This is a genomic window from Luteolibacter sp. Populi (assembly GCF_040801775.1).
Classification (GTDB): Bacteria; Verrucomicrobiota; Verrucomicrobiia; order Verrucomicrobiales; family Akkermansiaceae; genus Haloferula.
Genome location: NZ_CP161812.1, coordinates 5,320,035 through 5,345,309, shown reverse-complemented (window position 1 = coordinate 5,345,309; position 25,275 = coordinate 5,320,035). Strand labels below are relative to the sequence as shown.

The window sequence follows — 25,275 nt, the reverse complement described above, 5'->3', positions numbered from 1 at the left end:
TCGCTCCCAAAAGAATCTTTCCCCCCTTGGCGTCCTTAGCGTCTTGGCGGTTCACCCTGCCTTTCCACTGATCACTGATCACTTGGCACTTCCCCCTCACTCCCTCCCCGCCCTCTCCCTCAGATCCGGATCCGTCACCCGCTCCAGCAAGATCGCAGCTTGCTCCGGATTCCCGCGCTGGAGGAAAGCCTTCGACGCCCCCGCCAGCACCCTCTCCGCTGCGGGGTGATCCGGATTCGCATCCGCCCAGGTGATCGCCAATTTCGGGCTGAGATTCGCCACCCAGACCGTGAGCGCCAGCGGCGCATCAGGCCGCGGATGCTTCTCCATCACCGCCGCCACGAAGTCCCATGGCGAGCCTCCGTTGCGCATGATCATCGAGGCCGCGAAGTTCTGCTCCGCCGGCCGCGTGGCCCATTGCTGGTCCAGCCGCGCGAACGCGAACTTCTCCACCGCCCCCGGCTCCGACCGGCTCAGCGCCTCCATCATCACCCGCGAGGCTTCCTTGTTGAAGATCGGGGAGTCCGCCGGCAGCTTGTCGAACCACGCCTGCGCCCCCTCGTTGCCCATCGTGGAAATGATCGATCCGCAGACATGCACCGCCGCATCGATCTGCAGCCCCTCCGGCAGCCCGGAGGCGAAATCGACCGCCGCCGCCGGATCCGATTCCGCCAGGCCGTGCGCCAGCCCGGACAGCACCATCTCCTTCAGCGGCGATTCCCCCAGTTCGGCGAAGGCAGCCTTCGCCCCCGCAGGATCGCCGAATGCCCAGGACTTCAGCAGCGACTCCACACCGCTCTTCCCAACTGCGTCCGCGTGCTCCTGCGCGTAGGCCCAGGCACCCTTCGCATCGACCCGCGCCCAGGTCTGCCAAAACGCCATCGTCTCCACCCCGAATTGTCTTCCCGCCGCCTTCTCCTCGTCCAGCAGCGCCGCGATCGCCGGACCATCCCCCGGCTCCATGCTCGACAGCAGCGCCATCCAGCGCTCCAGCCGCTTGCTCTCCAGCCCGTGGCCCAGCGCCCCCTTCATCGCCGAAGCAAATCCCCCCGCCGGCCGACCCGCCCCATTGCCGCGCGCGGATCCACCCGCCTTCTCCCCCGCAGCCCGTGAATCCCCGGAAGAACCACCCCCAGAATGCGACGCCACCCCAGCAGCACCACCCGCAGCCCCACCCGCCACGGAGCTCGCGCGCCCCGCCAAAAACCCGCCGATGCCGACCAGCAAACAAGAACCGACCACCGGCAAAACTCTCATATCAACAAACTCACCCCGCGCTCCTCCTCCCATCAAGAAGTTATACATCCCCCCACAGGAATTCACACAGCCCCCTCCTGCCTTTCCCCTTCGATGTTCGATGTTCGTTCCTCTTCTCACCCCTCCCGCCTTTTCCCGCGCCCTCTGCGCCTCTGCGGTTCGTTCGTCCCCCCTTCAAAATAGGCGTGCAAATCCCGCATTCCCCGCTCCAATTCCGGCCCGCCGCCGCCATCTTCTTCCTTCGATGTTCAATGTTGGACGTTCGATGTTCGATGTTCGCCTTTCACTTTCACTTTCACTTTCACTTTCACTTTCACTTTCACTTTCTCTTCCCAATCCCAGCTCATGTCCGACAAAACAGCCATCACCCCCACCCGCGCCCAGGATTTCCCCGAGTGGTACCAGCAGGTCATCAAGGCCGCCGACATGGCGGAGAATTCCGAGACCCGCGGTTGCATGGTCATCAAGCCTTGGGGCTACGGCATCTGGGAACTCATCCAGCAGCAGCTCGACCGCAAGTTCAAGGCCACCGGCCACCAGAACGCCTACTTCCCCCTCCTCATCCCCCTCTCCTACCTCGAGAAGGAAGCCGAGCACGCCGAGGGCTTCGCCACCGAGTGCGCCGTCGTCACCCACCACCGCCTCGAACTCGTCAAGGACCCCGTTACCGGCAAGTCCAAGATGATCCCCACCGGCGAATTGGCCGAGCCCTACGTCATCCGTCCCACCTCGGAAACCATCATCGGTGCCGCCTTCTCCCGCTGGGTCCAGAGCTACCGCGACCTGCCCCTGCTCATCAACCAGTGGGCCAATGTCATGCGCTGGGAAATGCGCCCCCGCCTCTTCCTCCGCACCGCCGAGTTCCTCTGGCAGGAAGGCCACACCGCCCACGAGACCCAGGACGAAGCCATCACCGAGACCCGCCTCATGCACGGCGTCTACGAGGAGTTCCTGAAGAACCACCTCGCCATCCCCGTCATCCCCGGGGAGAAGACCGAGAACGAACGCTTCCCCGGTGCCGAGATGACTCTAACCGTCGAGTCCATGGTCCAGGACCGCAAGGCCATCCAGGCCGGCACCTCCCACTACCTCGGCCAGAATTTCTCCGAAGCTCAGGACATCTCCTTCACCGGCCGCGATGGCTCGAAGCAATTCGTCCACACCACCTCATGGGGCGTCTCCACCCGCCTGATCGGCACCCTCATCATGGCCCATGCCGATGACGACGGCCTGGTCCTCCCTCCCCGCGTCGCCACCCAGCAGATCGTCATCATCCCCGTCACGCCCAAGGAGGACACCAGGCAAGCCGTCCTCGATGCTTGCCAAGCCCTCGCCGAGACCCTGCGCCGCGAGAAGAATTACCACGGCGATCCCCTCCGCGTCCACGTCGACACCCGCGACCTCCAGGGCGGCGTCAAGAAGTGGGACTGGGTCAAGAAAGGCGTCCCCATCCGCATCGAAATCGGCCCCCGCGACATCGAGACCCGCAAGGTCTGCGTCCAGCGCCGCGACAAGGGCTCCAATGAAAAGGAGTTCATGGAAAAGGAGGAATTCCTCCAGCAGGCCGTCGATATCCTCCAGGAGATCCACAATTCCCTCCTCGAGCGCGCCACCGCCTTCCGCGACGCGAACATCATCCCCTGCGCCTCCCTCGAAACCTTCCACGCCCACTGGGCCCAGGACAATCCCGGCTGGCTCATCACCCCCTGGTCCGGCACCCCCGGGCAAGAGGACGAACTCTCCAAGCAGCACAAGATCACCATCCGCTGCCTCCCCCTCGATAAGCAGGCAGAGCCCGCGGAACCCTGCATCCTCACCGGCGCACCGACCCCCTCCCGCGCCATCTGGGGCCGCAGCTACTAGACCCCCAGTAGCCCGCAGCCACCCCTAACAGCCCGCCCCCAAGGTTACGTAGTCCCGCCTCCAGGCGGACTTCACCGGTAGGACAACACCACCCAAGTGCCTTCCGCGGCCCCGCCGCCGTGGACTGCGCGCAGCCTGCTGCCGCTGTCCCGATGCAGCCTGCTGCCAGGGGCACTGCAAAGGGAACCAACTCTAAAAGCCCGCCCCAAGGGTAAGTAGTCCCGCCTTCAGGCGGACTCACGGTAGGCGCATCGGTATGCTTCCCCCGCGGCTCCGCCGCCTTGGACTGCTGCCGCTTGCCGCAGCCTTCGGCAGGCAGCTCGCTGCCGTGAAGGAACAGACAAGGCCGCCTCCAGCTTTCGCCCGGAAGGGACCGCCAGGAAGTAGCGCGGCTCTCCGAGCCGCGACCCCCAGCGTCCCCGCAACGCCACAAACCTCCCGCCTCCTCCCGCACCCCCCGGAACAGCCCAGCGCCGCCCTACCCCACCGGTCGGGCACCATGTCACTGGCTGTCGATTCGGCCAATGTTCCTTCTTCGCCCCTCAGCTCGTCAGCCGCGGCCAGAGCGTCACTTCTTCAGCCGCGGCGCGTTCCCCAGAGAGGACTCCCAATCCATCTCGATCCGATCCGGCCGCGCCTCATACCACTTGCGCCACACCTCGAAATCGTTCCCGAACGTCTGCCCGCTCAGCTTCCGCAGGAACCCGAGCCGCTCGTCATCGGACCTCCACGCGGTGTGCCGGAGAGCCTTGATCAAATACGGGATCGCCTCCAAGCGACTGCGGCTGCCCAGATAGGAAGCCGCGTTCATCCAGACGTAAGCGTCTGCAGATTTGAGATCACGAAGCGCCTCCCCGATTGCCGCGTCACTCCCTTGATCCTGAAGAATACCATAGCCGCTATAACCGTGGGCTGTCGGATCCTTTGCAATCGACGCTCTCCACGCCTCGTCCGAAATCAGATCGGGCATCAAGTGTTCACCCATCACGGAAGCAGGCAGGATGCTTTTCTGACGAAAAATCACCACTGAAGCCACGATCACCACGGCCAAAGTCACGATGATCCAAGTGGCGCGCTTCTTCATTTTTTCGCGATGACACGCCCCTCACTCAATCGGTGGCGTCACCACAAATGCACTCCATGCGCCCGCCCCTGTCGAGGACAACAGCAACCAGCCGCCGCCTCCATTCGCAAGATCCGCCCATCCGCGGCACCTCCCTGCCTCCCCCTTCGACGTTCAATGTTAGACGTTCGATGTTCGATGTTCATCCCCCCCCGCGCCCCTCTCCAGCGACCTCTGCGCCTCCGCGTTTCGTTCGCTCCAAAAACCCTCCAGCTTGGCGCCCTTTGCGTCTTGGCGGTTCAACTCGCCTTTCCGATCACCAACCACTGATCACTGATCACTCGGCACTCTGCCTTTTCCCTCCTCCTCTCCCTCCTGCCTTCCTCCTGTTCAAAAATTCATACAGCAGGCCCCACCTCAATCCCCCGCCTCCATTCGCAAGATCCACCCCATCCGTGGCACCTCCCTGCCTTTCCCTTCGACGTTCGATGATGGGCGTTCGATGTTCGATGTTCGCATTCTGCCTTTCCCCGAAAGATCTACCTCCCCACCCCCACATCAAACCAGCACCCCCAATCCGACCCGTTCCCATCCCCCGCATCTTCCACCAAGAACTCCAACTCCCCCGCCCCCTTCACGCTCACCTCAAAGCTCCGCAGAGCCCCCGGCTCCGTCTCCTTCGACCGCCACAGCTCCTTCCCGTCCGCCTTCACCACGAACACACAAGACCCGCCGTCCCGCCCGTCCGGAATCCCCGCGTTCCCTGTTAGAGTCTGCCACTTCCCGCCCAGATCCCACACATGCCGCGCCGGCGCATGCGCATAAATCGCCCGCGCAAACAACCGCGACCCGCACGAGAAAAGCACATCGCTCTCCGGCAGTCGGTTGATCCCCGCGCGACCCCAGCCCGTCTTCGCCGACTTCATCCCCGCCTCGGACAGCTCGCACTTCTCCCCCTTCGCCATCGCCGGACTCGGCCCCGCCTTCGCCCCGATACTCGCCACCAAAACCCGCCCCGCATCAACCACCGCCGCCGCCGGTTTCCCCGTCTCCACCCTCGCCAGCTCCTTCTCCGACGCCCTCACATCGTTCTTCGCCACCGCCTCTAACAGAGGCTTCAAGACCAGCTGCCCCTCCGTCGCCGAAAGATCCACCGTCCCGTCCTTCGCCACCAGATACGGATACATGAAAGGACTCGGCCCGCCCGCAAACGCGCTCGCCGTCCCGTTCGCCTGCACCACCACCACCCGGAAGACCCCCGCCTTCCCCGCCGCCAGCGCATCCGCATTCAAGGTAAACTTCCCCTCCTTATCCGGCACCGCCGTGCAAGTCGTCGCATCGTAATCCCCGCCGCCCTCCGGATCCATATACCCCAGCATCGCATACGCCGGCGGATCCGCCGTCACTGTCGCGGACAACTTGAAGCTCTTCCCCTCGTTCGTAATCTTCAGCCCCTTCAGTTCCGCATTCGCCGGAAGATCAATCCCCTTCACCGACCCGCAAAAGATCGGGTGCGATGCCAGCTTCAGCCCGTGTGCCAGCCCCAGGAAGGACCCCTTTCCCTCCCCCCGCAGATCCTCCCCATAGCTCCGGTTCCCGCTCCCCATCAGCGCCGTCCCGAAAGACGTTCCCTCCGCATCCGTCTCCCGGTTGTGCGGCAGCCCCAGCGCATGCCCCAGCTCGTGGCAGATCCCCCCGATGAAGATCGAGTTATACCGCCCGATCGAGATATCCCCATACTGCCCGTCCTTCACCCGCGGCTCCTTCTTCGCCAGCGAGTCCAGATTCAGGATCGGCGAGTCCACCTGCCACGCCGTCCCCTGCCGGTTCGATCCCCCCGCGTAGTAAGGACTGTTCTGCGACACCTCCGCCTTCGCCGCGTCCCAGTTCGACATGTTGCAGAAGATCACGATCGTCTCCTTATCCGGATCGATCCCCGCCGCCCGTAGCGTCGCCAGGCACTCGTTCCGGATCGGCCCGCCCGACTTCACATCGTAGTCCGCATACGGCTTGCGCCCCTTCACCACGTGCACTTTCAGCACCCCGTCCGCCGCATGATCCAGCCGCACCGTCAGCGGCCCGAAGCCCAGCGCCTTCATCTCCCGCGCATAGAAATTCCGAATGTCCGTCATGATCGCATCCAGCCGCGCCCGATACTCCGGTGCAGGCTCCCGATCCGCCGGCGTCCAATACACGATATGCACCTTCTTCTCCGCCCGCGCCCCCTCCTTCCCCTGCCAAGCCTCCAGAATCGCCCTGGCCCGCGGCACCTGCCCCGCAATCTCCTCCTCCGGCGAACCAAGCGCACACCCAATAAACCCCACAAAAACCGCCGTAATTATCAATTTCACGCCACTTAAACGACCCCAAACGCCAAATTCATTCAAAAAACTCTTCACCTCCGCACCCGCCCCAACGCCCCACTGGGACCGCCGGCAGAACGGTCCCCGACTGCCGTCACCACCCTCTCCCTGCCCTCCCCTTCGACGTTCGATGTTGGACGTTCGATGTTCGATGTTTTCCCGCCCTCTGCCTTCCCCCCGCGCCCCTCTCCGCGACCTCTGCGCCTCCGCGTTTCGTTCCCTCCAAAACGCTCTCCCCCTTGGCGTCTTGGCGGTTCAACCTTCTTCCGCCTTTCCACTGATCACTGATCACTCGGCACTCTGCCTTTTTCTTCCTCCTCCCACCTGCCTTCCCTTCGACGTTCGATGTTGGGCGTTCGATGTTCGATGTTCGCATTTTGCCTTTCATTGACATCCCCTCTCACCACCCCAGCTTCCCCCAAGCCTTGCAACCCGTCCTCAAACACCGCTGGAGCATCTCCCACAACTACCTCGCCGGCATCACCGCCGGCGATTGGTTCCGCCTCCTCCGTGAAAACCGCTTCGCCGTCAACCCCGTCTACTGGCACCGCGGCACCTTCGTGTCCCTCCTCAGCCTCGTCAACTCCTACCACCGCCGGAAGGAAGAGGCGGAATTCAACGCACGCATCGCCGCCACGCAGATCACCAAGGCCCCTCTCTTCATCATCGGCCACTGGCGCAGCGGCACCACCCATCTCCACAATCTGTTAGCCCAAGACGACACCCGTTTCGCCTACGCCAATACCTATCAGGTCGTGAACCCCCACACCTTCCTGCGCACGGAGGAAATCAACACCCGCCGCTTCGCCTGGATGATCCCGAAGACCCGGCCCATGGACAACATGGCCCTCAGCTTCGACTCCCCTCAGGAGGATGAATTCGCACCCCTCCTCATCACCCTGCTCTCCTCCTACCTCGGCGTCAGCTTCCCGCGCCGGGAGGACCACTACACCCGCTACCTCAGCTTCGCCGGCGTCCCCCGCGCCGAGACCGAGGCATGGAAAACCGGCTTCGAGTGGTTCCTCAAAAAGCTCACCTTCAAGCACGGGGCCGACCGCGCCCTGCTCCTGAAATCCCCGCCGCACACCGCCCGCATCCGCCTCCTGTTAGAGAGGTTCCCGGACGCGAGGTTCGTCCACATCCACCGCCGTCCGGAGGAAGTCTTCCAGTCCTTCCGCCACTACTATGATACGGCAATGTGGCACACCTACCTCCAGCGCCCCGACCGCAGCCGCATCGACGACGAGATCATCCAGCGCTACCGGGATCTCTTCCAGGCCTACTTCGCCGACCTCGACCTCATCCCCCCTGGCAACTTCCACGAAGTCTCCTTCGCCGACCTCGAGCGCGACCCCATCGCCACCGTCGCCGGCATCTACGATGCCCTCTCCATCGACGGCTCCGACCAAGCCCTCCCGAAAATCAAAGCCTACGCCGACACCCTCGGCGGCTACGAAAAGAACCGCTTCCACCCCCTCACCAGCCCCGAAAAACAGCGCCTCCGCGAAGCGTGGTCTCCCATCTACGAGCGCCTCGGCTACCGCATCGAGTGAAAGGTGGTCCGCATAGTCCTCTGTGCGGCCGAGCGGTCCCTTGAAGCCGCCCTCAAGGGCAGGTAGTCCCGCCTTCCGGCGGACTCACCGGTAGGTGCCTTCCGCGGCTCCGCCGCCGTGGACTGCGTGCAGCCTGCTGCCGCTGTCCCGATGCAGCCTGCTGCCAGGGGCGCTGCAAAGGCGAAGCACCGGGTGTGGCGGGCCGCGGACGGAGCCGGAGACGGAGATCCCACGTGCTTCACGGCAGCAGGCTTCCTGCCGACAGCGGCAGCGGGCTGCCGCACTCCACGGTCGCTACGCGACTGCCCGTCACCCACATTCCCGCGATGCTTCACGGACGGCTCTTCCCCTGGATCGGATGGGCCCGCGGGGATTGCGCCCCGCGGGCCTTCCACACCACCGGACGTGCGGTTTTCCGCATCCGGCGGTTGGACCCGGCCGCTTTCACCCGCCTGCTGCGGATGGTGCGGCGACTTGCCAGGGGATGATGAAGCCGTACCGGTAAAGGGTCCGGTTCTTGAGTGCCTGCTGCATCACCGGGTGGAGGCTCATCGCCCACGCTCCCCGTCCGCTGTAGCATTGGCCCAAGGCCCGGCCTTTGACTCCCAGCCGTTTCATCGCGTTGAGGCGGCCGCGCGGCGTCTTCCACCTTTGCCAGAAGCATTTGCGCATGTGGCGCCTGATCCATCCGCCGAGGTCTTCCACTTCCCGCCGCCAACCGGCGAGTTGGAAGTAGTTCCACCACCCGCGGATGTAGCGTTGCCATTGCCCGCGCAGTTGCTTGCTGGTGCGGCTCTGCCGCGCGTCCCACAGTTCGCGCACCTTCGCCTTGAGCTTGCCGATGGTCTTGGGGGCGATGCCCACCTTGCCATCTTCAAACAGCCGGAAGCCCAGCAGGCTGCTTTGCCCGCAGGGTCCCGTCCCGCTCTTGGTCCGGTTGACCTCGAGCTTGAGGTGCTTTCCGATCCAAGCCACCACGCTTTCGTAGATGCGCTCCGCGCTGCGTTGGCTGGACGCATGGATGGCGATGTCGTCGGCGTATCGCACGAAGCTCACGCCGCGCTTCTCCAGCTCCTTGTCCAGCGGGTCGAGGTAGATGTTGGCCAGCAAGGGGCTCAGCGGGCCGCCCTGCGGCACGCCTTTCCAGCGCTTGTCCTTGCCGCCTCCCGGCTGCTGCACGGGGGCGCGCAGATACGCGCCGACCAGTGCCCTCAGCCGCTTGTCCCCGACCTTGCCCCGCAGGCGGTGCATCAGGATGTCGTGGTCAACCCGGTCGAAGAAGTCCTTGAGGTCGATGTCGATTCCCCCACGTCTTGCCTTCCTTGACGAAGGCTTGCGCGGCTCTCACCGCGTCGTGGGCGCTGCGTCCGGGCCGGAACCCGTAACTGTGGTCGCTGAAACCCGGTTCCCACACCGGGCTTAGGACTTGATGGATGGCTTGCTGGATCAGGCGATCCGCAATGTTGGGTATGCCGAGCCGGCGCTTTCCCCCGCCGGGCTTGGGAATGTCCACGGCCCGCACCGCCCCGGGGACGTAATCCCCGGCAAGCAGCTTGGCCCGCATCCCTTCCCAATGCCCGCGCAGGTGCAGGGCGCTTTGCTCCATGTCCATCCCGTCCACCCCGGGCGCGCCGTCGTTGGCTTTGACCGCCAGCCACGCCGCCCGCAGGTTTTCCGCTGCCAGCACTGCTTCCAGCGTGGCTTCCCTTGGTTGGTCTTCAGGCATCTCCTTGCACCTCCTTCCTCAGGCGCGGGACGCTCGCCTCCGCGCGGCGGGCTTGCGCCACGGATCCACCGTGGCTCCACCCGCCGCCAGTCCCGGTAGCTGCCGCAGTTGCCGCTCCGGTCTGTTTCGCGGGACTACACGCGTCCCCCTTCCTGGTCCGTCGGTTGATCGCCTTCTGTTGGTCCTTCGGCCCTTCGCTCCAACCGCTTTCACGGCCTTCCACACTACTACGGCCTCTGCTGACTCCTCCCGGACTCTCGTCCGGGAGATCTCCCCGGGTAAGGTGCATGAACTTCCGGCCCGTGCCGCCCGGCTCTACCCGATGCGTCTTTCGGTGACGGTTGGATTTCGCGTTCTCTCGCACGCTTATCGCCCGCATCGCGGCCTCGCTGCCGGTTCGTGTTCCTACGGTCGTGCCTTTGCTACCGACTTCTTTCGTGCTGAGTGCCTCGCGGCACCCGCCTTGTCGTTCGCTACGGTTGTTGTCACTAACCCCGGTCATTTCGTTTCATCTGACTAGTTCATGCCCATGCCGGGCACACGAGCGCGGAGCCACCGGCCCGCAGAATGGTCCCTTACTGTTGTGGACACGGAAGGGTAAGCGGCCAAGCGACGGCGCTCTCCATCATTCCCTCGCGATGTGGCGACCTCCGCGTTTCGTTCGCTCCAATTCCGCCGCTCACCGCTTACCCATCACTCGGCACTCCTCGCGCCCTTCCCCGCGACCTCCGCGTTTCGTTCGCTCCAATATCAAAATTGGCGTCCTTGGCCTCTTGGCGGTTCAACTCGCCTTTCCGATCACCAACCACTGATCACTGATCACTCGGCACTCTGCCTTCTTCCGCCTCCATTCGTAAGATTCGTCCGATTCGTCCGATTCGTGGTGCCTAGCTGCCTTCCCTTCAATGTTCTCACCCCGCGCCCCTCTCCGCGCCCTCCGCGCCTCCGCGTTTCGTTCGCTCCAATATCAAAACTTGGCGCCCTTTGCGTTCTGGCGGTTCAACTCGCCGTTCCGATCACCGGTCACTCGGCACTCTGCCTTCCCCGCCTCCTCCGCAGCAAGATCCCCGCCAGCCCCAAGCTTCCGAGAATAGCCGCCCCAGGTTCCGGAACCAACACCACCTGGATCGCGTTCAGTGCCGCGAACGGGGAACCCGTGCCCGTGCCCGCGACCTTGTCCACGTCCACGTTTCCGCCCACACCGGTGACTACATTGGCCCAGGTGAAGAAGATTTGCCCGGACCCGTTCGCTGTCGCCGTGAACTTCACGTATTCCACGCCTTCGGTCAGGGTTCCGTTCCCGCCGGCCACGCCATCCCAGCCGGTTTGTTGTTGAGTGTAGAGCTGGGTTCCCCCGAGCGTGCTGGTGATCCCGAACAGGCTGTTCTGGCCCGAAGTGGACGTTGGCGTCCCGTTCGAGGCCCCCTGGCCGTAAAAGTAGATCTGGTAGGAATTCCCCGCCACCAGCCCGCCGATCGTCCCGGCCGCTTGGAGCACCGTGCCGGCCGCCGGAGAGCTCAGCAGCAGGTAGTCACCCATCAGGTTATCGTATCCATGGCCCGCGCCGCCCAGCTCCTGATCGCCGTAGTTCCGTCCGTGACCGATCGAATTGTTTTGCGTGAGCGAGATCGTCACCGCCGAAGCCGTGTTGGAGGAATCCACCGTCGGATACCCGGAGTTCACGGGATTCGTATTGATCCCGCCGGCGGTGGAGAAAGTGTTGCTCGAATTCCGCCGGACGCTGTTCCACTTCGTGTTCGCCCCGGAATCCGGAGCTGCTCCCAGACCGGAATAGGTATAAGGGGCCGGGTCGAGTTCCGGGGCCATCGATGGGACCGCATCCCGGTAATTGAAGTCGAAATTCACGACAGCTCCAAGAGCGCTGCCTGCGAAACACGCGAAAGCCAGGGGGGTGAATAGCTTCATAAAACAAAACCACGGAAAACCGTAGGGGGCGGCAGTCTTTTAAGCGCCAGCAAGAGTTCATGCAAGTAACAATTATCTAAATCATAACTACAAAAAATCATCCTGAAGCGTATTTCAATTTCCCCTTATTATAAGCCGGGCACGGCCCGGCAGAACAGTCCCTGATGGGCCCGAAGCAAAAGAAGGGGCCAGGAATCAGGGGCCGGGGCCCAGAGCAAAGCCACCATCCGGAACTCTCGAATCTCAAATCTCAGATCTCAGACACTCGCCCATCCTGCCTTTTCCCCCGAAGCTCCTCCCCGCGCCTCCGCGGTTCGTTCGCCCCAAAACCCCTCCCCCAACTTGGCGCTCTTGGCGTCTTGGCGGTTCATTTCTCTTCCTCCTCTCCCTCCTGCCTTCCTCCTGTTCAAAAATTCATACAACAGGCCCCGCCTCCATTCGTAGGATTCGCCTGATTCGTGGCGCCTACCTGCCTTTCCCTTCGACCTTCGACCTTCGACCTTCGACCTTCGATGTTCGATGTTCGATGTTCGATGTTTCCCGCCTTCTGCCCTCCCCCCGCGCCCCTCTCCGCGACCTCCGCGCCTCCGCGTTTCGTTCGCCCCAAAACCCCTCCTCCAACTTGGCGCTCTTGGCGTCTTGGCGGTTCAACCTTCTTCCGCCTTTCCACTGATCACTGATCACTGATCACTGATCACTGATCACTGATCACTCGGCACTCTGCCTCACCCCGCGTCCGCCGGGTGCAAGCGCCTCATAAGTCAAAGCGCCCACCCCGGCCACCTCCCGCACTCCCCACCTCAGCGCCTGCGCCGGCGGAGCGCCAGGCCAGCCACGGCCCCCAGCAGCAGCATCCCGCTGGACGGCTCCGGAATCACCACCACTTGTCCGGCGGGGTCTCCGAAATTGATGAATCCCCCCATCGAAGCGTACTGAAAGTAAAGTTGCACTCCGTCCAAGGACTCGTAACCCCCAGAAGGCGTTCCGCTTGCGTAGGAATACTCGGTTCCATCGCCGGTAAGCACGAATTGGATCTGCTGGTCGGATGCGGAGATCGATCCGAGGCCGAGATAAATCGACCCTTCGGATTCTGCCACAATCATCTGTCCCGGCGTGTCCGACGGAATGAAATTATCCGGAAGTCCCCCGCCGAGAGTGATGGAATCCCCGCCGCCCTCGTTCAACGCGGAACCCCCTAACCAGGCATTTGAACCGAGGCGGAAATCCGCGGAACTTCCGTCCGGCAAATTCAAGATGTCGCTTGTCGCAGTCCCGGACCACGTAAAGGTTTGATGATACGTGTCGATCGTCAGGGTGACCGCGCCGCCGGAGCATCCGATGCCAAGCGCGCCGATGGCACTGACAACGACAGATCTGAATCTCAGGGTGACTTTCTTCATAAGGGTGGAAAGTCCGTTAGACTAGCGGGGGATCATCCGCAACCCGTTTCATGCCCGGAGATCCCGCTTCTCCGGAACCTCAACGGGCCTCTGCAAGCTCTCCTGGCTCATGCACCTTTGCTCCCCGTGCTCCTTCACTAGCGGCTCTTCCCCTGGGAGCGCGGAGCCACCGGCCCGCAGAACGGTCCATGGTTGTCGGCCGCGTAGGGAAGGTCCTCCCGATCGGGACGGCGCTCCCAGCGGTAGAGCCGTCCGTGCTTCCTCCCCCCATTGACTTCCCACAACTCGATCCCAGCACCTAACCACCGCAGCATTCCCCGCGCCCCTCTCTGCGACCTCAGCATCTCCGCGTTCCGTTCGCTCCAACATCAAAACTTGGCGTCCTTGCGTCTTGGCGGTTCAACCTTCTTCCGCCTTTCCACTGATCACTGATCACTGATCACTCGGCACTCTGCCTTTTTCTTCCTCCTCTCCCTCCTGCCTTCCTCCTGTTCAAAACTTCATACAACAGGCCCCGCCTCAATCTCCCGCCTCCATTCCCAAGATTCGTCCGATTCGTCCGATCGTGGTGCCTACCTGCCTTTCCCTTCGACGTTCAATGTTGGACGTTCGATGTTCGATGTTCATTTCCCCCCTCCCCACGACCTCCGCGCCTCCGCGTTCCGTTCGCTCCAAAAAACCTTTCAACTTGGAGTCCTTAGCGCCTGCGCCGGCGGAGCGCCAGGCCAGCCCCGGCACCGAGCAGCAGCATCCCGCTCGACGGCTCCGGAATTACCACCACTTGTCCGGCGGCGCTTCCTAAATTGATGATATCCGCCCCCGCCTGATACTGGAAGTAGAGTTGCACCCCGTCCAAGGGGGCAGGGCTGCCAATCCAAGGCACTTCGCTCGCGTAGGAATACGCGATTCCATTGCCGGTGATCGCCAGTCGGACTTGCTGACCGATGCGGGGTGAACGGATCCATCCGAGGTCTGTATGGATCGTCCCGTCCGCTGGTACCATAACCACCGCTCCCGGACTCTGCGAAGAGAACCGATCCCCAACTTCCTCGACGACGCTGATGGAATCCCCGCCGCCCACACCATAGCCACCCACCCGGTCAGTGGCACCCAGGCGGAAAGGCGAGTAACTTTCCGTCGTCAATTCCAAGGTGTCACTTGTCGCAGACCCGGTCCACGTGAAGGTTTGATGGATCGTGTCGATCGTCAGGGTGATCGCGCCGTCGCAGCATCCGATGCCAAGCGCACCGATGGCACTGGCAAAGATGAATCTGAATCTCAGGGTGACTTTCTTCATAAGGGTGGAAAGTCCGTTAGACTAGGGGAGGATCATCCGCAACCCGTTTCATGCCCGGAAATCCCGCTTTTCCGGAACCTCAACAGGCCTCCGCAAGGTCTCCTGGCTCATGCACCTTTGCTCCCCGTGCTCCTTCACTAGCGGCTCTTCCCCTGAGAGCGCGGAGCCACCGGCCCGCAGAACGGTCCATGGTTGTCGGTCGCGTATGGAAGGTACCTCCCGATCGGGACGGCGCTCCCAGCGGTAGAGCCGTCCGTGCTTCCTCCCCCATTGACTTCCCACAACTCCATCCCAGCATCTAACCACCGCAGGATTCCCCGCGCCCCTCCCCACGTCTCCGCGTTTCGTCCGCTCCAAAAAACCACTGCTCACTGATCACCCGGCACTCTGCCTTTCACCCGCATGCGCACCCTCGCCCCATCCCCGCCGGCATGGCCCGTCACCGGCCACTTCTACCGCCTGCGCAATGACGTCCTCGCCCTCATGACCGAAGGCGTCCGCGACCACGGCGATGTCGTCCGCTTCCGCGTCGGCCCGCTGGTCATGCACCTGGTCAATCACCCGGACCATGTCGCCCATGTCCTGATCCGCCAGCGCCAGAACTACGACAAGGCCTCGCGCAGCTCCGACTGCCTCGCCCTCATCTGCGGCGAGAGCCTTCTCACCGCCAACGGTGCCACCTGGAAGCAACGCCGCCGGACCATCCAGCCGATGTTCCACCGCGCCGCCGTCGCCGGCTTCATCGATAGCATCGCCGCCTGCACCGATGACATGCTCGACGCCTGGGCCGTGAAAGCGAAAGCCGGCGAGCCCGTCGAGATCGCCTCGGAGATGATGAAGCTCACCTTCCGCGTCGTCGGCCGCTGCCTCTTCGGCACCGAACTCGAAGCGGAAGCGCACGCCGTGGAAGATGCCATGCACGTCATGGTCCTGCACACCTACTACAGGTGGCGTAGCATTATCAATTCCCCCTCCTCCTGGCCCACCCCCGCGAACCTGCGCTTCAAGAAAGCCCTCGCCGATGTCGATGCCATCGTCGCCCGCCTCATCGCGCACCACCGCGCGAATCCGCCCGCCACCCCCAATCTCCTCACCATGCTCATGGACAGCCGCGATGGCGAGACCGGTGCTGCCCTCACGGATGAGGAGATCCGCAACGAAGCGATCGCCTTCCTCCTCGCCGGTCACGAGACCACCGCCAATGCCCTCTCCTGGACCCTCTACCTGCTCGACCGGCACCCGCAGTGGGCCGATGCCATCCGCGCCGAATTCCAGCAGACCTGCGGCGATGCCATGCCGCAGATGGAGCAGCTACCCCAACTCGTGCAGACCCTTCACGTCTTCGAGGAAAGCACCCGCCTCTACCCGCCGATCTGGGCCATGGAGCGCCACGCCGTCGCCGCCGATGAGATCGCCGGCTTCCACATCCCCGCGAATTCCGGCGTCATCATCAGCCCCTACACCCTCCACCGCCACCCCGCCTTCTGGGACGCGCCCGAGGAGTTCCGCCCCGAGCGCTTCCTCAAGCGCGACCACGACGCCTACTACCCCTTCGGTTCCGGCCCGCGCTTCTGCATCGGCAGCGAGTTCGCCCTCGCCGAAGCGAGGGTGATCCTCCCCATGATCCTGCGCCGCTTCGACCTCACGGGCGAGCCCGGCCAAACCGTCGAGCCCGAGCCCGCCATCACCCTCCGCCTCAAGCACGGCTTCCGGGTGCGCTTGAAGGAAAGGTAGGGGGGCGACGATCCCAAGGTCCCCATCGACGGACGGCCCCCCTGGGACCGCGGGGCACCGCCCGGCAGAACGGTCCAAGACGGCCGGGCACACTTATCGGTCCGCAGCACCCCAGCGGCGCTCTCCGTCAGGGCCTCGTGATCACATCCGCCGCGAAGCTTGCTTCTGCCGGGCGGTCCCCCGCGGTCCCAGGGGGACTGCCACTGTGTCGTCTCCGAGAAGTCAGGGTAATCGGCAGGACGCCGCCCCACCCCCTTACGACCGCGCCATCGGCACCGGCGCTCCTGGCCCGTTCCGCGCTGCCAACTCCGTGACCGGTTGTCTCAACGCATGCACATAATAAACAATATGCGGTTTCGAACCTTCGAAATGGATCTCCTTCGGATCCTCGTCCGTGATCCGGATCGACTCCGCCAGAACTTCCTTCCATTTGTCCTCACCGATCAAATGCACCTCGAATCTTTTCATGGCTCCTTTATCGTTAGCAGTTTCCCGCCGCACCGCATGGGATCCCCCGAGGCCCGAGCCGGGGAGGCGGCATGCGTAGCAAAGCGGCACAAGGGCTAGAACCCCGGTAACGGGGAAACTTAGCGTCAATCTTACGTAAAAACCCGAACTCGGCACTTTTCGTCGCCGATTTTTCCGCCTTATGCTCTAACTCATCCCAATGAAGCTTCTCCCTCTTCTGCTGCTCCCTGTCCTTGCCGCCTCCTCCGCCCAAGCCGGTGTCGGGTTCCCGCCGAAGGTCATCAAGGCCGAGACCAAGCTCTTCGCGAAGGTCGACAAGGACGACAACGACGCAATCTCCTTCGACGAGTTCAAGGCGCTCATGAAGGCCCTGCCCGTCGCCATCAAGAAATTCCCGATCAAGGGTCGCGGCGATGATCCGGAAGAGCTGCTGGAAATCTGCGAAGTCCTCTTCGACTTCTTCGATGCCACCAACGACAACTCGATCAACCTCGAGGAATGGGTGGTGCAGCGCCAGGCCCCGAGCCTTGCCGAACTGGCCGGTGTGGTGGCCCCGCTTCCCGGGTTCGACCGCAATCACGACGAGACGGTAAAGCTGAAGGAATTCCTGCCGCTCATGAAGAGCTTCTTCCCCGCCAAGACGGTGAAGGCCGTTTACAAGCAGATCCTTGCCGGCCCGAGCGGAATCCTCGGCGCGAGCGCAGCGATCGCCAGCATCGAAAGCAGTTCATCGGGCGTTTCGATGAGTTGGGTCCGATCCGACCCTGCCGCGGCTGCCGCGTGGGTCGCCGCGATGCAAGCCGCCGAAGCCAACCGCCCGGTTCCGGCGGTCCCCGATGACACCACGCCGGAAGAGGAAGCGCCCGGCCGCCGGACTCGGGTGATCCGCTGAAGCATTCGCCTCAACTCCTGATACTCCGACCCGTGAAATACCTCCTTCTAATCCTGCCCCTCATTTTCGCCGCCCCTGTCGCCGAAGCCTGGATCGTGATCCCGTCGAAGGTCCTGAAGGCCGAGACCAAGGTTTTCTACAAGATCGACACGGGCGGCAACGCCCTGATCTCCTTCGATGAGTTCAGGACGGTGCTGAAACCCTACATCGTCGCGTTCAATAAGTTCCCGATCACCGGCAAGGGCGACAATCCGGCCGAGTTGCTGGAGATCTGCGAGGAACTCTTCGACTTGTTCGATGTCAACGTGGACGGGTCGATCGACGTGGAGGAATGGGTGGTGTTTCGCTACCAGCCGCGGCTCGCCGATGTGGCCAGGCTCGTGACTTTGCTGCCGGGCTTCGACCGCAATCATGACGGGACGGTCCGGCCGAAGGAATACGCCTCGCTGCTGAAGTTCTACTTCCCCCTCAAGCAGGTGAGGGCCGTCCACCGGCAGATCACCGCCGCCACCTGAATCCGGTGGGCAGCCCCGGTCTGGCAGTAGAAGAATCCCCCGCCGGGGTGCGATTCTTCACGGATGGCTGAAACCAAGATTGAGACGGAAACGGAAGCCCGCGCGCCCTTCATCCCCGCGTGGCTGGACGAGCTGCCGCTGAATGCGCGGGAGTTCCGGGTGCTGGTGCACCTGTGGCGGCGCGGCGAGACTTTCTCCAGCACGGAGACGATCGCGCGCATCTGCCGGATGAAGCGGGACACCGTCTTCGCCGCGCTGCGCGGGCTGGAAGCCGCCGGCCTGATCCGCCGGGAGTCGCGCCCGGGCTACACCACCCTGATCCGGACGCTGACCCCCGAAACGGTGCGGCCCCCGTCCCCCGTTCCGGTACGCCCCCCATCCCCCCGGACGGGGCAGGACCCGTCCCCCGAAACGGGGCACAAAGGTTCTCCCTCTAAGGTTCCCCCATTAAGGGTACCCCATGAAGGTGTGCAGCGGCACGATCCCGATCCTGACCCTGATGCGGAGTTCGTGGCCACCTTGAAGGCGAACCCGGCCTATGCGGGCACGTCCATCGATGCGGAGCTGGGCAAGATGCAGGCCTGGCTGCTGGCCAACCCGGGACGGCGCTTCACCCGGCGCTTCGTGGTGGCCTGGCTCAACCGCATCCCGCCCGCCCCACCGAAGAAGGTCCTCAACCTCGGCAAACGCTTTCCACAATCCCAGCAGCCATGAATACGACCTGCGCATGCGGCCAAAGCTACGAAGCCCCCGAGAAGAAGCCGCCCGACTTCCTCAGCTTCCTCGACCGCCCCGAGTGCTGCCCGGCCTGCACGGTGCGGCAGGACGCGGAGGACGATGAAGCGGACCGGCGGATGGAAGCGGAGCAGCGCGAGAAGCAGGCCGCCCGGAACGAGGCGGCGGTGGACCGCATCATTCCGCCGCGGCTGCGCCTGACCGACCCGGCGGATGCGCGCTTCAACTCCGTGCTGTGGGATCAGGTCACGGCCTGGCAGCCGACTGCTGAGAAGCCGTGGCTCGGGCTGGTGGGGGAGACGGGGGAGTCCAAGACGCGCTGTGCGTATCTGCGCCTGCGGCAGTTCGCGCGGGAGGCGGCGCTGGCGGAGCGGCCCTTCCATGGCGCGATGATCAGCGGCATGGAATTCGCGCGGGCGGTGGTGGAGCAGTATCGCGAGGAGGGATCGGGCAAGGTGCTGCGTGAAGCGCGCACGGCGGGGATCCTGGTGTTCGATGAACTGGGAAAGGTGAAGGCGACCGCGGGGGTGATGGACGAGTTGTTCGCGCTGATTGATCACCGGCACGCGCACAACCTGGTGACGATCTGGACGGGGAATGCGGGGCCGCAGGAGTTCTGCACGGCGTGGCCGGAGGAGTATGCCGGGCCGGGGTGCGGGAGGATTCTGGAGGCCTCGGTGGTGGTGGGATAGCCACGGCGGCGGAGCCGCGGAAGGCACCTACCGGTGAAGTCCGCCTGAAGGCGGGACTACATACCCTTGGTGGCGGGCGATGTGGGTCGCTGCGCCCGACCAGCGCCCCTCGCAGCAGGCTGCGTCGGGACAGCGGCAGCAGGCTGCGCGCAGTCCACGGCGGCGGAGCCGCGGAAGGCGGCCTTACGGTGCGGCGGGCTCGGGGGCGCGGGCGGGGGGCTGGGCCAGGAGGGCGACGATGGTGTCGGCTTGGGCGGCGTTGAAGTTGGGGTTCAGGTTGAGGGCCTTCGAGAAGTATTGGCGGGCGGGGCCGTCGTCCTTGAGGGCGTGATGGATCATGCCGGCGTGGAAGAGGATGCCGGCGTCCTGGGTCTTGCGGCGCAGGGCGAGGTTGATGAAGGACTTGGCCTCGGCGGGCTGGCCGTTCAGGCAGAGGCACCAGGCGAGGGTGTCGGTGACGGTGACGTTCTTGGAGCGCTCGTAGGCGGCGCGGGCTTGCTTGAGGGCGTCGTCGAGGTTCTTGCCCTGGTCGGCGTAGAAGCGGGCGAGCTGGGCGTTCGCGCCGAGGTCGGGGTTCGGGTAGAGCTTGCCGTCGGCATGCGGGTGCGGGTTGACGTGGTAGGCGACGACGATGGCGAATTGCTGGTCCGCCTTTTCGTGCTGGTCCGTGGCGCGGTAGAGGTCGACGAGCGGGGCGAGGGCGTCGTGAGTGGGGGTGATGGAGGCGGACTTTTCATAGAGGGCGATGGCCTTCGGGTACTCCTTCCGGGCGGCGGCGATGCGGGCGACGGTGGCGAGGACGCGCGGGTTGTTCGGGGCTGCTTCGAGGGCGAGGGCGGCCTGCTGTTCGGCGGGGAGAAGGGCACCGCCGTGGAAGAGCATGAGGGCGAGCTCGGCGCGGCACCAGGCGGCGTTCTCCGGGTAGGGGCCGCCGGCGGCGATGGCCTGCTGCATGAGGGCGCGGGCGCGGGTTCCTTCACCGGTCATCCAGTGGAGGTGGGCGGCGCGGCTGAGGGTGGAGAGGTCGGGCCGCTGGTCGATGGCGATCTGGTAGTGGCGGGCGGCTTCGTCGTAGTCGCCGAGTTCGAGGGCACCATCGCCGATGAGGGCGTGGGCGTCGGTTTGCTTGGGATCGGTATCGAGGGCCTTGCGGGCCCACATCTTGCCGGCGGGGAAGTCGTGCTCGGAGTTCTTGACCCAAGCCATGCCGGTCATCGCGTCGGCGTGGTCGGGCTCGACGGTGAGGGCGCTGCGGTAGGCGAGGTAGGCGGCGGTGAAATCGTGGCTGACGGAGTCGCGCGATTTCTGCATGAGGGCATTGCCGAGAAGGACCCAGGTTTCGGGGGTGCAGGCGGGGTTTTTGACGAGGATCTGGAGCTTGGTGATTTCGGGGGAATTAGGTGAATTGGGTGAATTAGGGGCTGGAGTGTCGGTCTCGGGAGCTGGAGGGGTTTGGGCGGCGGCTAGGGTGAGGGTGGCGAGGAGAAGGAAGATGGGTTTCATCGGGTGATGGCGGTTGGAGCGCGAAAGGCGAAAGTGAAAGGCAAACATCGAACATCGAACATCGAACGTCCAACATCGAACATCGAACATCGAAGTGGGAAGGCACTTGACCGGTGGGGCCGGGCGGTGCCCGGCGGTCCCAGTGGGGGCTGTCGGTTGGGGACGGCGCCGGGGTGGTCGGGGAGACGCGGAGGGACTCTACGGGGAGACGGCTTTGGGGGTGGCTTCGTCCGCCTGAAGGCGGGACTACGTACCCTTGGGGGCGGGCCGGTAGATGGGTTCGGGATGCTGCGCTCTGAAAAATAGGGAACCGGCGGATGGGAGGATCCGCCGGCCGGGTTTTTGGGTTTGGGAGGGGAATCTCCGTTTTGGGGGAGAAGGAAGGCCGCGGATGGAGGCGAGGGGAGAACCGGGTGACCCATGACGATCGAGGGTGCTGCCGTTCCACCTGCAGCTTCCTTTTTGGCTCTTTCCTTAAGTTGCTCCCATCCGCGGCGACTATCTATTCACTCCTCCTGGAAGGTGTCCCCGATGGGTCGGTCGATCAGTTGTCGACGACGGGGGCTTGGCGCTGGTTGACGGCGGGGCCGGCGTGGGGGGTGCCGAGGTAGGGGAAGACCTGGTTGTAGAGCTGGTCATTCGCGGGGACGTTATCGCCAACTACGGTGATCGTCGTATATGTGGGGCCGCTGGCGACGGCGGAGAGGGCAATGTCCACGACGTCGTCTCCGATGCGGCGGCCGTTCGGCCAGCCGAGGGTATCGCCGCCGATGAGGCTGAGGCGATTGAAGCCGGCCTGGCCGGGAAGCGGGACGGGGCCGGTGGTGGTATCGACGCGGAGGACGTCCGGCAGGAAGATCGCGGCGAGGTCGGCGCGACCGGTGGTGGCGAGGGGGCCGCTGCCATCGGTGCCGAAGAGGACGGCATTGACGAGGAAGGCGACCTCGGGGTTCTCGGCGTAGGTCTTGAACTGGTCGTCCTTGAGCGGCTGGGTGCGGTTGTAGAGGTCCTTGCCGCGGAGGGCGACGAGCACTTCATTGAAGAGCGGGTTTCCCATGCGGTTGATCTGGACCCACTTGCCGCCGCTCTTGGGCGCGGCCTTGGCGGTGCGCTTGGTGATGGCGGGGCGGCTGACGGAGGCGAAGACGCCGACGCCGGTGCGGGCTCCGACGATGGGCTCGGTGTAGGCGAAGGTGGTCAGCGCGGTGATCGGGATCTGGACGCCGAAGCTGAGGACATTGAAGCCCTTGAAGCCGTCGATGCCATTGCCGTCCTGGCCGAGGCCGTCGGAGCCGTCGCCGTCGTTGTTGACGATGCGGGGGTCGAGGAAGTCGAAGATACCGGGGGTGTCGGCGTAGAAGCCGTCTTCACGCGGGCCGGCCCAGACGACGACGCCGTTGTCGAGGGTGCGGATGGCTTGCTTGGTGAGGGAGTCGAGGGCGGCGAGATTGGCGGCGCCAGAGACGGCTTTTCCATCGGGGCCATTGTAAGCCGGGGTGGTGCGGAGGCCGACATTCGGGGGCGAGGTGGGCAGGGCCCTGGCGAGCAGGGTGCGCTTGAAGCCGACGCCCTTGGCGGCGCGGGAGGCGCTGAAGTCGTAGGTCTGGGTGTAGTTCTGCCGGGCATCGCCGATGGTGGTGATGGCGCCGACCTCGGTGCCGCGGCCGTAGGAGAGGATGGTGTCGGGGTTCTTGACGGCGGTGACGGAGGAGAAGTCGAAGTCGAACTTCTGGACGATCTGGCCGGTGACCGGGTTGGTGATGTTGATGGTGTAGAGCGCGTCATCGGCGAAGCGTTCGTAGATCACGCCATCGCCGGGCTCGGAGAAGGGGCGGACGGAGACGAGGACATTGAGGACGTTGACGGCGGGGTCGTCGTACTTGGTGCCGACGAAGGCGTAGACGTCGGTGAGATTGGCCTGGGGGTCCTGCTTGATGAGCGGGGCGTCGCTGTGGCTGGCGGCGAAGCTCATGACCGGGCAGATGAGGGCCGCGAGGAAGAGACTGCGGGAGAGTTGCCGGAGGGTCACGGCTTGGCGGTAGGAGATGTTCATGGGATTGAGGCGGTTTCGGGAGTGGTAAGGGAGATGAGAGCATGGGGTTGGGGGTGGGTCGATGAGGGGGTGGGACGGGATTTGAATGGGGGTATGGGGAAGATGCGAACATCGGACGTCCAACATTGAACGTCGAAGGGGAAGGCAGGTGGGAGGAGGAAGAAAAAGGCAGAGTGCCGAGTGATCAGTGATCAGTGGAAAGGCGGAAGAAGGTTGAACCGCCAAGACGCCAAGGGGGAGAGTGTTTTGGAGGGAACGAAACGCGGAGGCGGAAAGGGGCGCGGGGGGAAGGCAGAAGGCGGGAAACATCGAACATCGAACGTCCAACATTGAACGTCGAAGGGGAAGGCAGGTAGGCACCACGAATCGGACGAATCTTGCGAATGGAGGCGGGGGGGGTGCGGGGGACTGAGGGATTTCAAATTTGAGATCTGAGGATTTCAGAGGGGAGGCATCGGGACGATGGGGCGGGCGGTGCCCGGCGGTCCCTGTGATGATCGCGGGTTGCATTTCCCGCCATTGTGGGCGAACTTCAATCTTCCTGAAATACCGCCGGGGAGATGGGGCCAGCCTGCAGATGCGGCCGATTCCTGCGTTTTTCCCGAGGGAATAGAACATCATCACCTCATGAGAACGTCCTACGTTCCATTCATAATTGCCGCGCTGCTCGGCTGCGGGTCCGCGGTGCAGGCGCAGCTCGCGCCGATCACTGCGGTGGAGACGAAGGTGATCGCGGTGACGGGATTTCCCGGCACGGAGCCGTCCCATACCGTGGTCTCGGATTACGGGATCAAGCCGACGGTGATCCTGACGGCGAATGCCGATAACTCCTGCAACGTGGCCTTCCATGACTCGGCGGCCTCGAAGATCGCGATCCTGTCGATCGATGCGGCGGGGAATCTGGTCTCGCGCTTGGACCCGGCGGTCTTGCAGGGGGCGACGGAGCTGATCGGCTTCGCGAGGATTCCGGGGGATGGTAGTTTCGGCGTGGCGTATGCGAAGAACAACGCGGCGAACGGGCCGGATTTCGAGTATTGGATCGCCCGGGTGAGTCCGGCGGGGGCGACGCTATTCAACACGCTGGTTTTCGGGACGCAGCCGAAGGGACAGGTGAACTCGAAGGGCGAGCCGGGTTATTTTTCGAGCGGGCGGCTGGCCTTCAATCCGGCGACGCAGAACCTGATCTCCTACACGGGTCACTCCCAGCGCCATTCGGATGGCATCCGGCACCAGGGCGGGCATGTGGCGACGATGAGCCTGGCAGGCGTGCTGGCGGTGGCGAACCCGTGGTACTGCAGCCATAACTTCGACCAGCGGCTGCTGGTGGACGGGAGCAACTTCTACACGCTGGCGCATGGCGATGCCTTCCCGCGCGGGCTGGTCTTCGGCAGGTGGCAGGATGCGGCAGGCGGCGCGACGATGACGAACGATGTGCAGTTCTTCACCATCCCCGGGACCTCCGGGGACAATGTCACGAACACACAGACCGGCGGCTTCGTGAAGCTGGCGAGCGGGAACATCGGCATCGTTTATTCCACGAAGGCGGGCAGGAACAATTACGATGTGCGCTACCGGGAGCTGACTCCGGCGGGGCAGGCTTCCGGTTCGGCGGTATGGCTGACTTCCTATCCTGCCGGAACCTTCGCGATCTTTCCGAAGATCGTGCGGCATGGAGATGTGGCGGCGGTTTTTTGGGAAGAGGTGACAGGTGGCAGCGTGCGCGCGGTGCGCTCGAAGCTGGTGGGCACGGCGGCGGCGAATGCGACGGCGATGGCCACCGTGTCCGATACGGCGGTGCGGGTCTCCGCCTACTACGACATGGCCCCGCTGCCGAACGGGGGTATCCTATGGGCCTCGCATCGCGGGGCGGGTTCGCTGGCGCTGCAGCGGGTGGTCTCGCCGGCGGCGGGGACTGGCGGGCTGCGGTTGGGGAATGTGGCGTTTGGAAAGAGCGGCGCGAATTTCACGATCAGCGGGAGCGTGAGCGGAGGGGCTAGCCTGGGGACGGTGTTTTTGCAGGCGTCGTCGGACATGGGTCGGACAGACGCGTGGCAGAATATCGCGACGATTCCGCTGAATGCCGCGGGACAGGCGACGTTCGGGCCGGTGACGGATCCGGGGGGAGGGAGCTTGGGGAGGAATTTTTTCCGGTTGGATGGGCCGTAGGCCTTTTCGTGTGATGCTACGATGGATGCAGTAGATGGCGGGGCGGCCGGACTTCCGTTGCGGGGACTG

Annotated in this window: 19 protein-coding genes; 8 read left to right on the top strand and 11 right to left on the bottom strand. The window is 64.1% G+C overall.

Features of this window, described 5'->3' with window-relative positions; translation table 11 throughout:
• Positions 1–96: 96 nt before the first annotated feature.
• Complete coding sequence (locus ABWK72_RS21695) at positions 97–1,032, bottom strand: hypothetical protein (RefSeq protein ID WP_367871671.1); 936 nt, start codon at positions 1,030–1,032, stop codon at positions 97–99.
• Positions 1,033–1,602: 570 nt separating this feature from the next.
• On the opposite strand from ABWK72_RS21695, the gene proS reads away from it, so the two are divergent.
• Entirely contained in the window at positions 1,603–3,120 is a 1,518-nt protein-coding gene (gene proS / locus ABWK72_RS21690) for a proline--tRNA ligase (RefSeq protein ID WP_367871670.1), read from the top strand.
• Between the two features lie 568 nt (positions 3,121–3,688).
• On the opposite strand, the gene ABWK72_RS21685 is transcribed toward proS, so the two are convergent.
• Together ABWK72_RS21685 and ABWK72_RS21680 are read right to left on the bottom strand one after the other, a co-directional pair.
• On the bottom strand, positions 3,689–4,171 hold the full coding sequence (locus tag ABWK72_RS21685; protein ID WP_367871669.1) for a hypothetical protein: 483 nt from the start codon (positions 4,169–4,171) through the stop codon (positions 3,689–3,691).
• Between the two features lie 551 nt (positions 4,172–4,722).
• Positions 4,723–6,453, bottom strand: a complete 1,731-nt coding sequence (locus ABWK72_RS21680) for an NPCBM/NEW2 domain-containing protein (protein ID WP_367871668.1) — start codon at positions 6,451–6,453, stop codon at positions 4,723–4,725.
• A gap of 518 nt (positions 6,454–6,971) precedes the next feature.
• Here ABWK72_RS21680 and ABWK72_RS21675 point away from each other — a divergent pair.
• On the top strand, positions 6,972–8,099 hold the full coding sequence (locus ABWK72_RS21675; RefSeq protein ID WP_367871667.1) for a sulfotransferase: 1,128 nt from the start codon (positions 6,972–6,974) through the stop codon (positions 8,097–8,099).
• 444 nt (positions 8,100–8,543) lie between these two features.
• Here the strand turns inward: ABWK72_RS21675 and ABWK72_RS21670 are convergent, their stop codons facing one another.
• The 5 genes from ABWK72_RS21670 to ABWK72_RS21650 form a co-directional block, all read right to left on the bottom strand.
• Positions 8,544–9,395: a reverse transcriptase domain-containing protein gene (locus tag ABWK72_RS21670; protein WP_367875351.1), complete on the bottom strand. Its 852-nt coding sequence runs from the start codon at positions 9,393–9,395 to the stop codon at positions 8,544–8,546.
• Entirely contained in the window at positions 9,364–9,825 is a 462-nt protein-coding gene (locus ABWK72_RS21665) for a reverse transcriptase domain-containing protein (RefSeq protein ID WP_367871666.1), read from the bottom strand. The genes ABWK72_RS21670 and ABWK72_RS21665 overlap by 32 nt, the downstream gene beginning before the upstream one ends.
• A gap of 1,023 nt (positions 9,826–10,848) precedes the next feature.
• Positions 10,849–11,751, bottom strand: coding sequence for a hypothetical protein (locus ABWK72_RS21660; protein ID WP_367871665.1), 903 nt, complete (start codon positions 11,749–11,751; stop codon positions 10,849–10,851).
• 800 nt (positions 11,752–12,551) lie between these two features.
• Positions 12,552–13,151, bottom strand: a complete 600-nt coding sequence (locus tag ABWK72_RS21655) for a PEP-CTERM sorting domain-containing protein (RefSeq protein ID WP_367871664.1) — start codon at positions 13,149–13,151, stop codon at positions 12,552–12,554.
• A gap of 697 nt (positions 13,152–13,848) precedes the next feature.
• Positions 13,849–14,448, bottom strand: coding sequence for a PEP-CTERM sorting domain-containing protein (locus tag ABWK72_RS21650; RefSeq protein WP_367871663.1), 600 nt, complete (start codon positions 14,446–14,448; stop codon positions 13,849–13,851).
• 402 nt (positions 14,449–14,850) lie between these two features.
• On the opposite strand from ABWK72_RS21650, the gene ABWK72_RS21645 reads away from it, so the two are divergent.
• On the top strand, positions 14,851–16,182 hold the full coding sequence (locus ABWK72_RS21645) for a cytochrome P450 (RefSeq protein WP_367871662.1): 1,332 nt from the start codon (positions 14,851–14,853) through the stop codon (positions 16,180–16,182).
• 255 nt (positions 16,183–16,437) lie between these two features.
• On the opposite strand, the gene ABWK72_RS21640 is transcribed toward ABWK72_RS21645, so the two are convergent.
• Positions 16,438–16,650 carry a hypothetical protein gene (locus ABWK72_RS21640; protein ID WP_367871661.1) on the bottom strand — a complete coding sequence of 71 codons (213 nt, stop codon included), beginning with the start codon at positions 16,648–16,650 and terminating at the stop codon, positions 16,438–16,440.
• A gap of 199 nt (positions 16,651–16,849) precedes the next feature.
• On the opposite strand from ABWK72_RS21640, the gene ABWK72_RS21635 reads away from it, so the two are divergent.
• The 4 genes from ABWK72_RS21635 to ABWK72_RS21620 all read left to right on the top strand — a co-directional run bounded on the left by ABWK72_RS21635 (position 16,850) and on the right by ABWK72_RS21620 (position 19,484).
• On the top strand, positions 16,850–17,542 hold the full coding sequence (locus tag ABWK72_RS21635) for an EF-hand domain-containing protein (protein ID WP_367871660.1): 693 nt from the start codon (positions 16,850–16,852) through the stop codon (positions 17,540–17,542).
• Positions 17,543–17,574: 32 nt separating this feature from the next.
• On the top strand, positions 17,575–18,057 hold the full coding sequence (locus ABWK72_RS21630) for a hypothetical protein (RefSeq protein ID WP_367871659.1): 483 nt from the start codon (positions 17,575–17,577) through the stop codon (positions 18,055–18,057).
• A gap of 63 nt (positions 18,058–18,120) precedes the next feature.
• A complete protein-coding gene (locus ABWK72_RS21625) occupies positions 18,121–18,771 on the top strand; it encodes a helix-turn-helix domain-containing protein (protein WP_367871658.1) in 651 nt (216 codons plus the stop codon).
• Entirely contained in the window at positions 18,768–19,484 is a 717-nt protein-coding gene (locus tag ABWK72_RS21620) for a hypothetical protein (protein WP_367871657.1), read from the top strand. The genes ABWK72_RS21625 and ABWK72_RS21620 overlap by 4 nt, the downstream gene beginning before the upstream one ends.
• Before the next feature lie 183 nt (positions 19,485–19,667).
• Here ABWK72_RS21620 and ABWK72_RS21615 read toward each other — a convergent pair whose 3' ends face one another.
• Entirely contained in the window at positions 19,668–20,987 is a 1,320-nt protein-coding gene (locus tag ABWK72_RS21615; RefSeq protein ID WP_367871656.1) for a tetratricopeptide repeat protein, read from the bottom strand.
• A 544-nt stretch (positions 20,988–21,531) separates the two neighbouring features.
• The gene (locus tag ABWK72_RS21610; RefSeq protein ID WP_367871655.1) at positions 21,532–23,040 is read right to left on the bottom strand and encodes a DUF4331 domain-containing protein; all 1,509 of its coding nucleotides are present in this window, start codon (positions 23,038–23,040) and stop codon (positions 21,532–21,534) included.
• 627 nt (positions 23,041–23,667) lie between these two features.
• Here ABWK72_RS21610 and ABWK72_RS21605 point away from each other — a divergent pair.
• Positions 23,668–25,206 (top strand): hypothetical protein, encoded by a 1,539-nt coding sequence (locus tag ABWK72_RS21605; protein WP_367871654.1) that lies wholly within the window; start codon positions 23,668–23,670, stop codon positions 25,204–25,206.
• Positions 25,207–25,275 lie beyond the last annotated feature (69 nt).

What these genes read in the sequence shown, in the direction of transcription:
- ABWK72_RS21695 (WP_367871671.1), bottom strand. Translation starts at nt 1,032, where the DNA reads ATGAAGGGGGCGCTGGGCCACGGGCTGGAGAGCAAGCGGCTGGAGCGC.
- proS (WP_367871670.1), top strand. Translation starts at nt 1,603, where the DNA reads ATGTCCGACAAAACAGCCATCACCCCCACCCGCGCCCAGGATTTCCCC.
- ABWK72_RS21665 (WP_367871666.1), bottom strand. Translation starts at nt 9,825, where the DNA reads ATGCCTGAAGACCAACCAAGGGAAGCCACGCTGGAAGCAGTGCTGGCA.
- ABWK72_RS21660 (WP_367871665.1), bottom strand. Translation starts at nt 11,751, where the DNA reads ATGAAGCTATTCACCCCCCTGGCTTTCGCGTGTTTCGCAGGCAGCGCT.
- ABWK72_RS21655 (WP_367871664.1), bottom strand. Translation starts at nt 13,151, where the DNA reads ATGAAGAAAGTCACCCTGAGATTCAGATCTGTCGTTGTCAGTGCCATC.
- ABWK72_RS21650 (WP_367871663.1), bottom strand. Translation starts at nt 14,448, where the DNA reads ATGAAGAAAGTCACCCTGAGATTCAGATTCATCTTTGCCAGTGCCATC.
- ABWK72_RS21645 (WP_367871662.1), top strand. Translation starts at nt 14,851, where the DNA reads ATGCGCACCCTCGCCCCATCCCCGCCGGCATGGCCCGTCACCGGCCAC.
- ABWK72_RS21640 (WP_367871661.1), bottom strand. Translation starts at nt 16,650, where the DNA reads ATGAAAAGATTCGAGGTGCATTTGATCGGTGAGGACAAATGGAAGGAA.
- ABWK72_RS21635 (WP_367871660.1), top strand. Translation starts at nt 16,850, where the DNA reads ATGAAGCTTCTCCCTCTTCTGCTGCTCCCTGTCCTTGCCGCCTCCTCC.
- ABWK72_RS21625 (WP_367871658.1), top strand. Translation starts at nt 18,121, where the DNA reads ATGGCTGAAACCAAGATTGAGACGGAAACGGAAGCCCGCGCGCCCTTC.
- ABWK72_RS21620 (WP_367871657.1), top strand. Translation starts at nt 18,768, where the DNA reads ATGAATACGACCTGCGCATGCGGCCAAAGCTACGAAGCCCCCGAGAAG.
- ABWK72_RS21615 (WP_367871656.1), bottom strand. Translation starts at nt 20,987, where the DNA reads ATGAAACCCATCTTCCTTCTCCTCGCCACCCTCACCCTAGCCGCCGCC.
- ABWK72_RS21610 (WP_367871655.1), bottom strand. Translation starts at nt 23,040, where the DNA reads ATGAACATCTCCTACCGCCAAGCCGTGACCCTCCGGCAACTCTCCCGC.
- ABWK72_RS21605 (WP_367871654.1), top strand. Translation starts at nt 23,668, where the DNA reads ATGAGAACGTCCTACGTTCCATTCATAATTGCCGCGCTGCTCGGCTGC.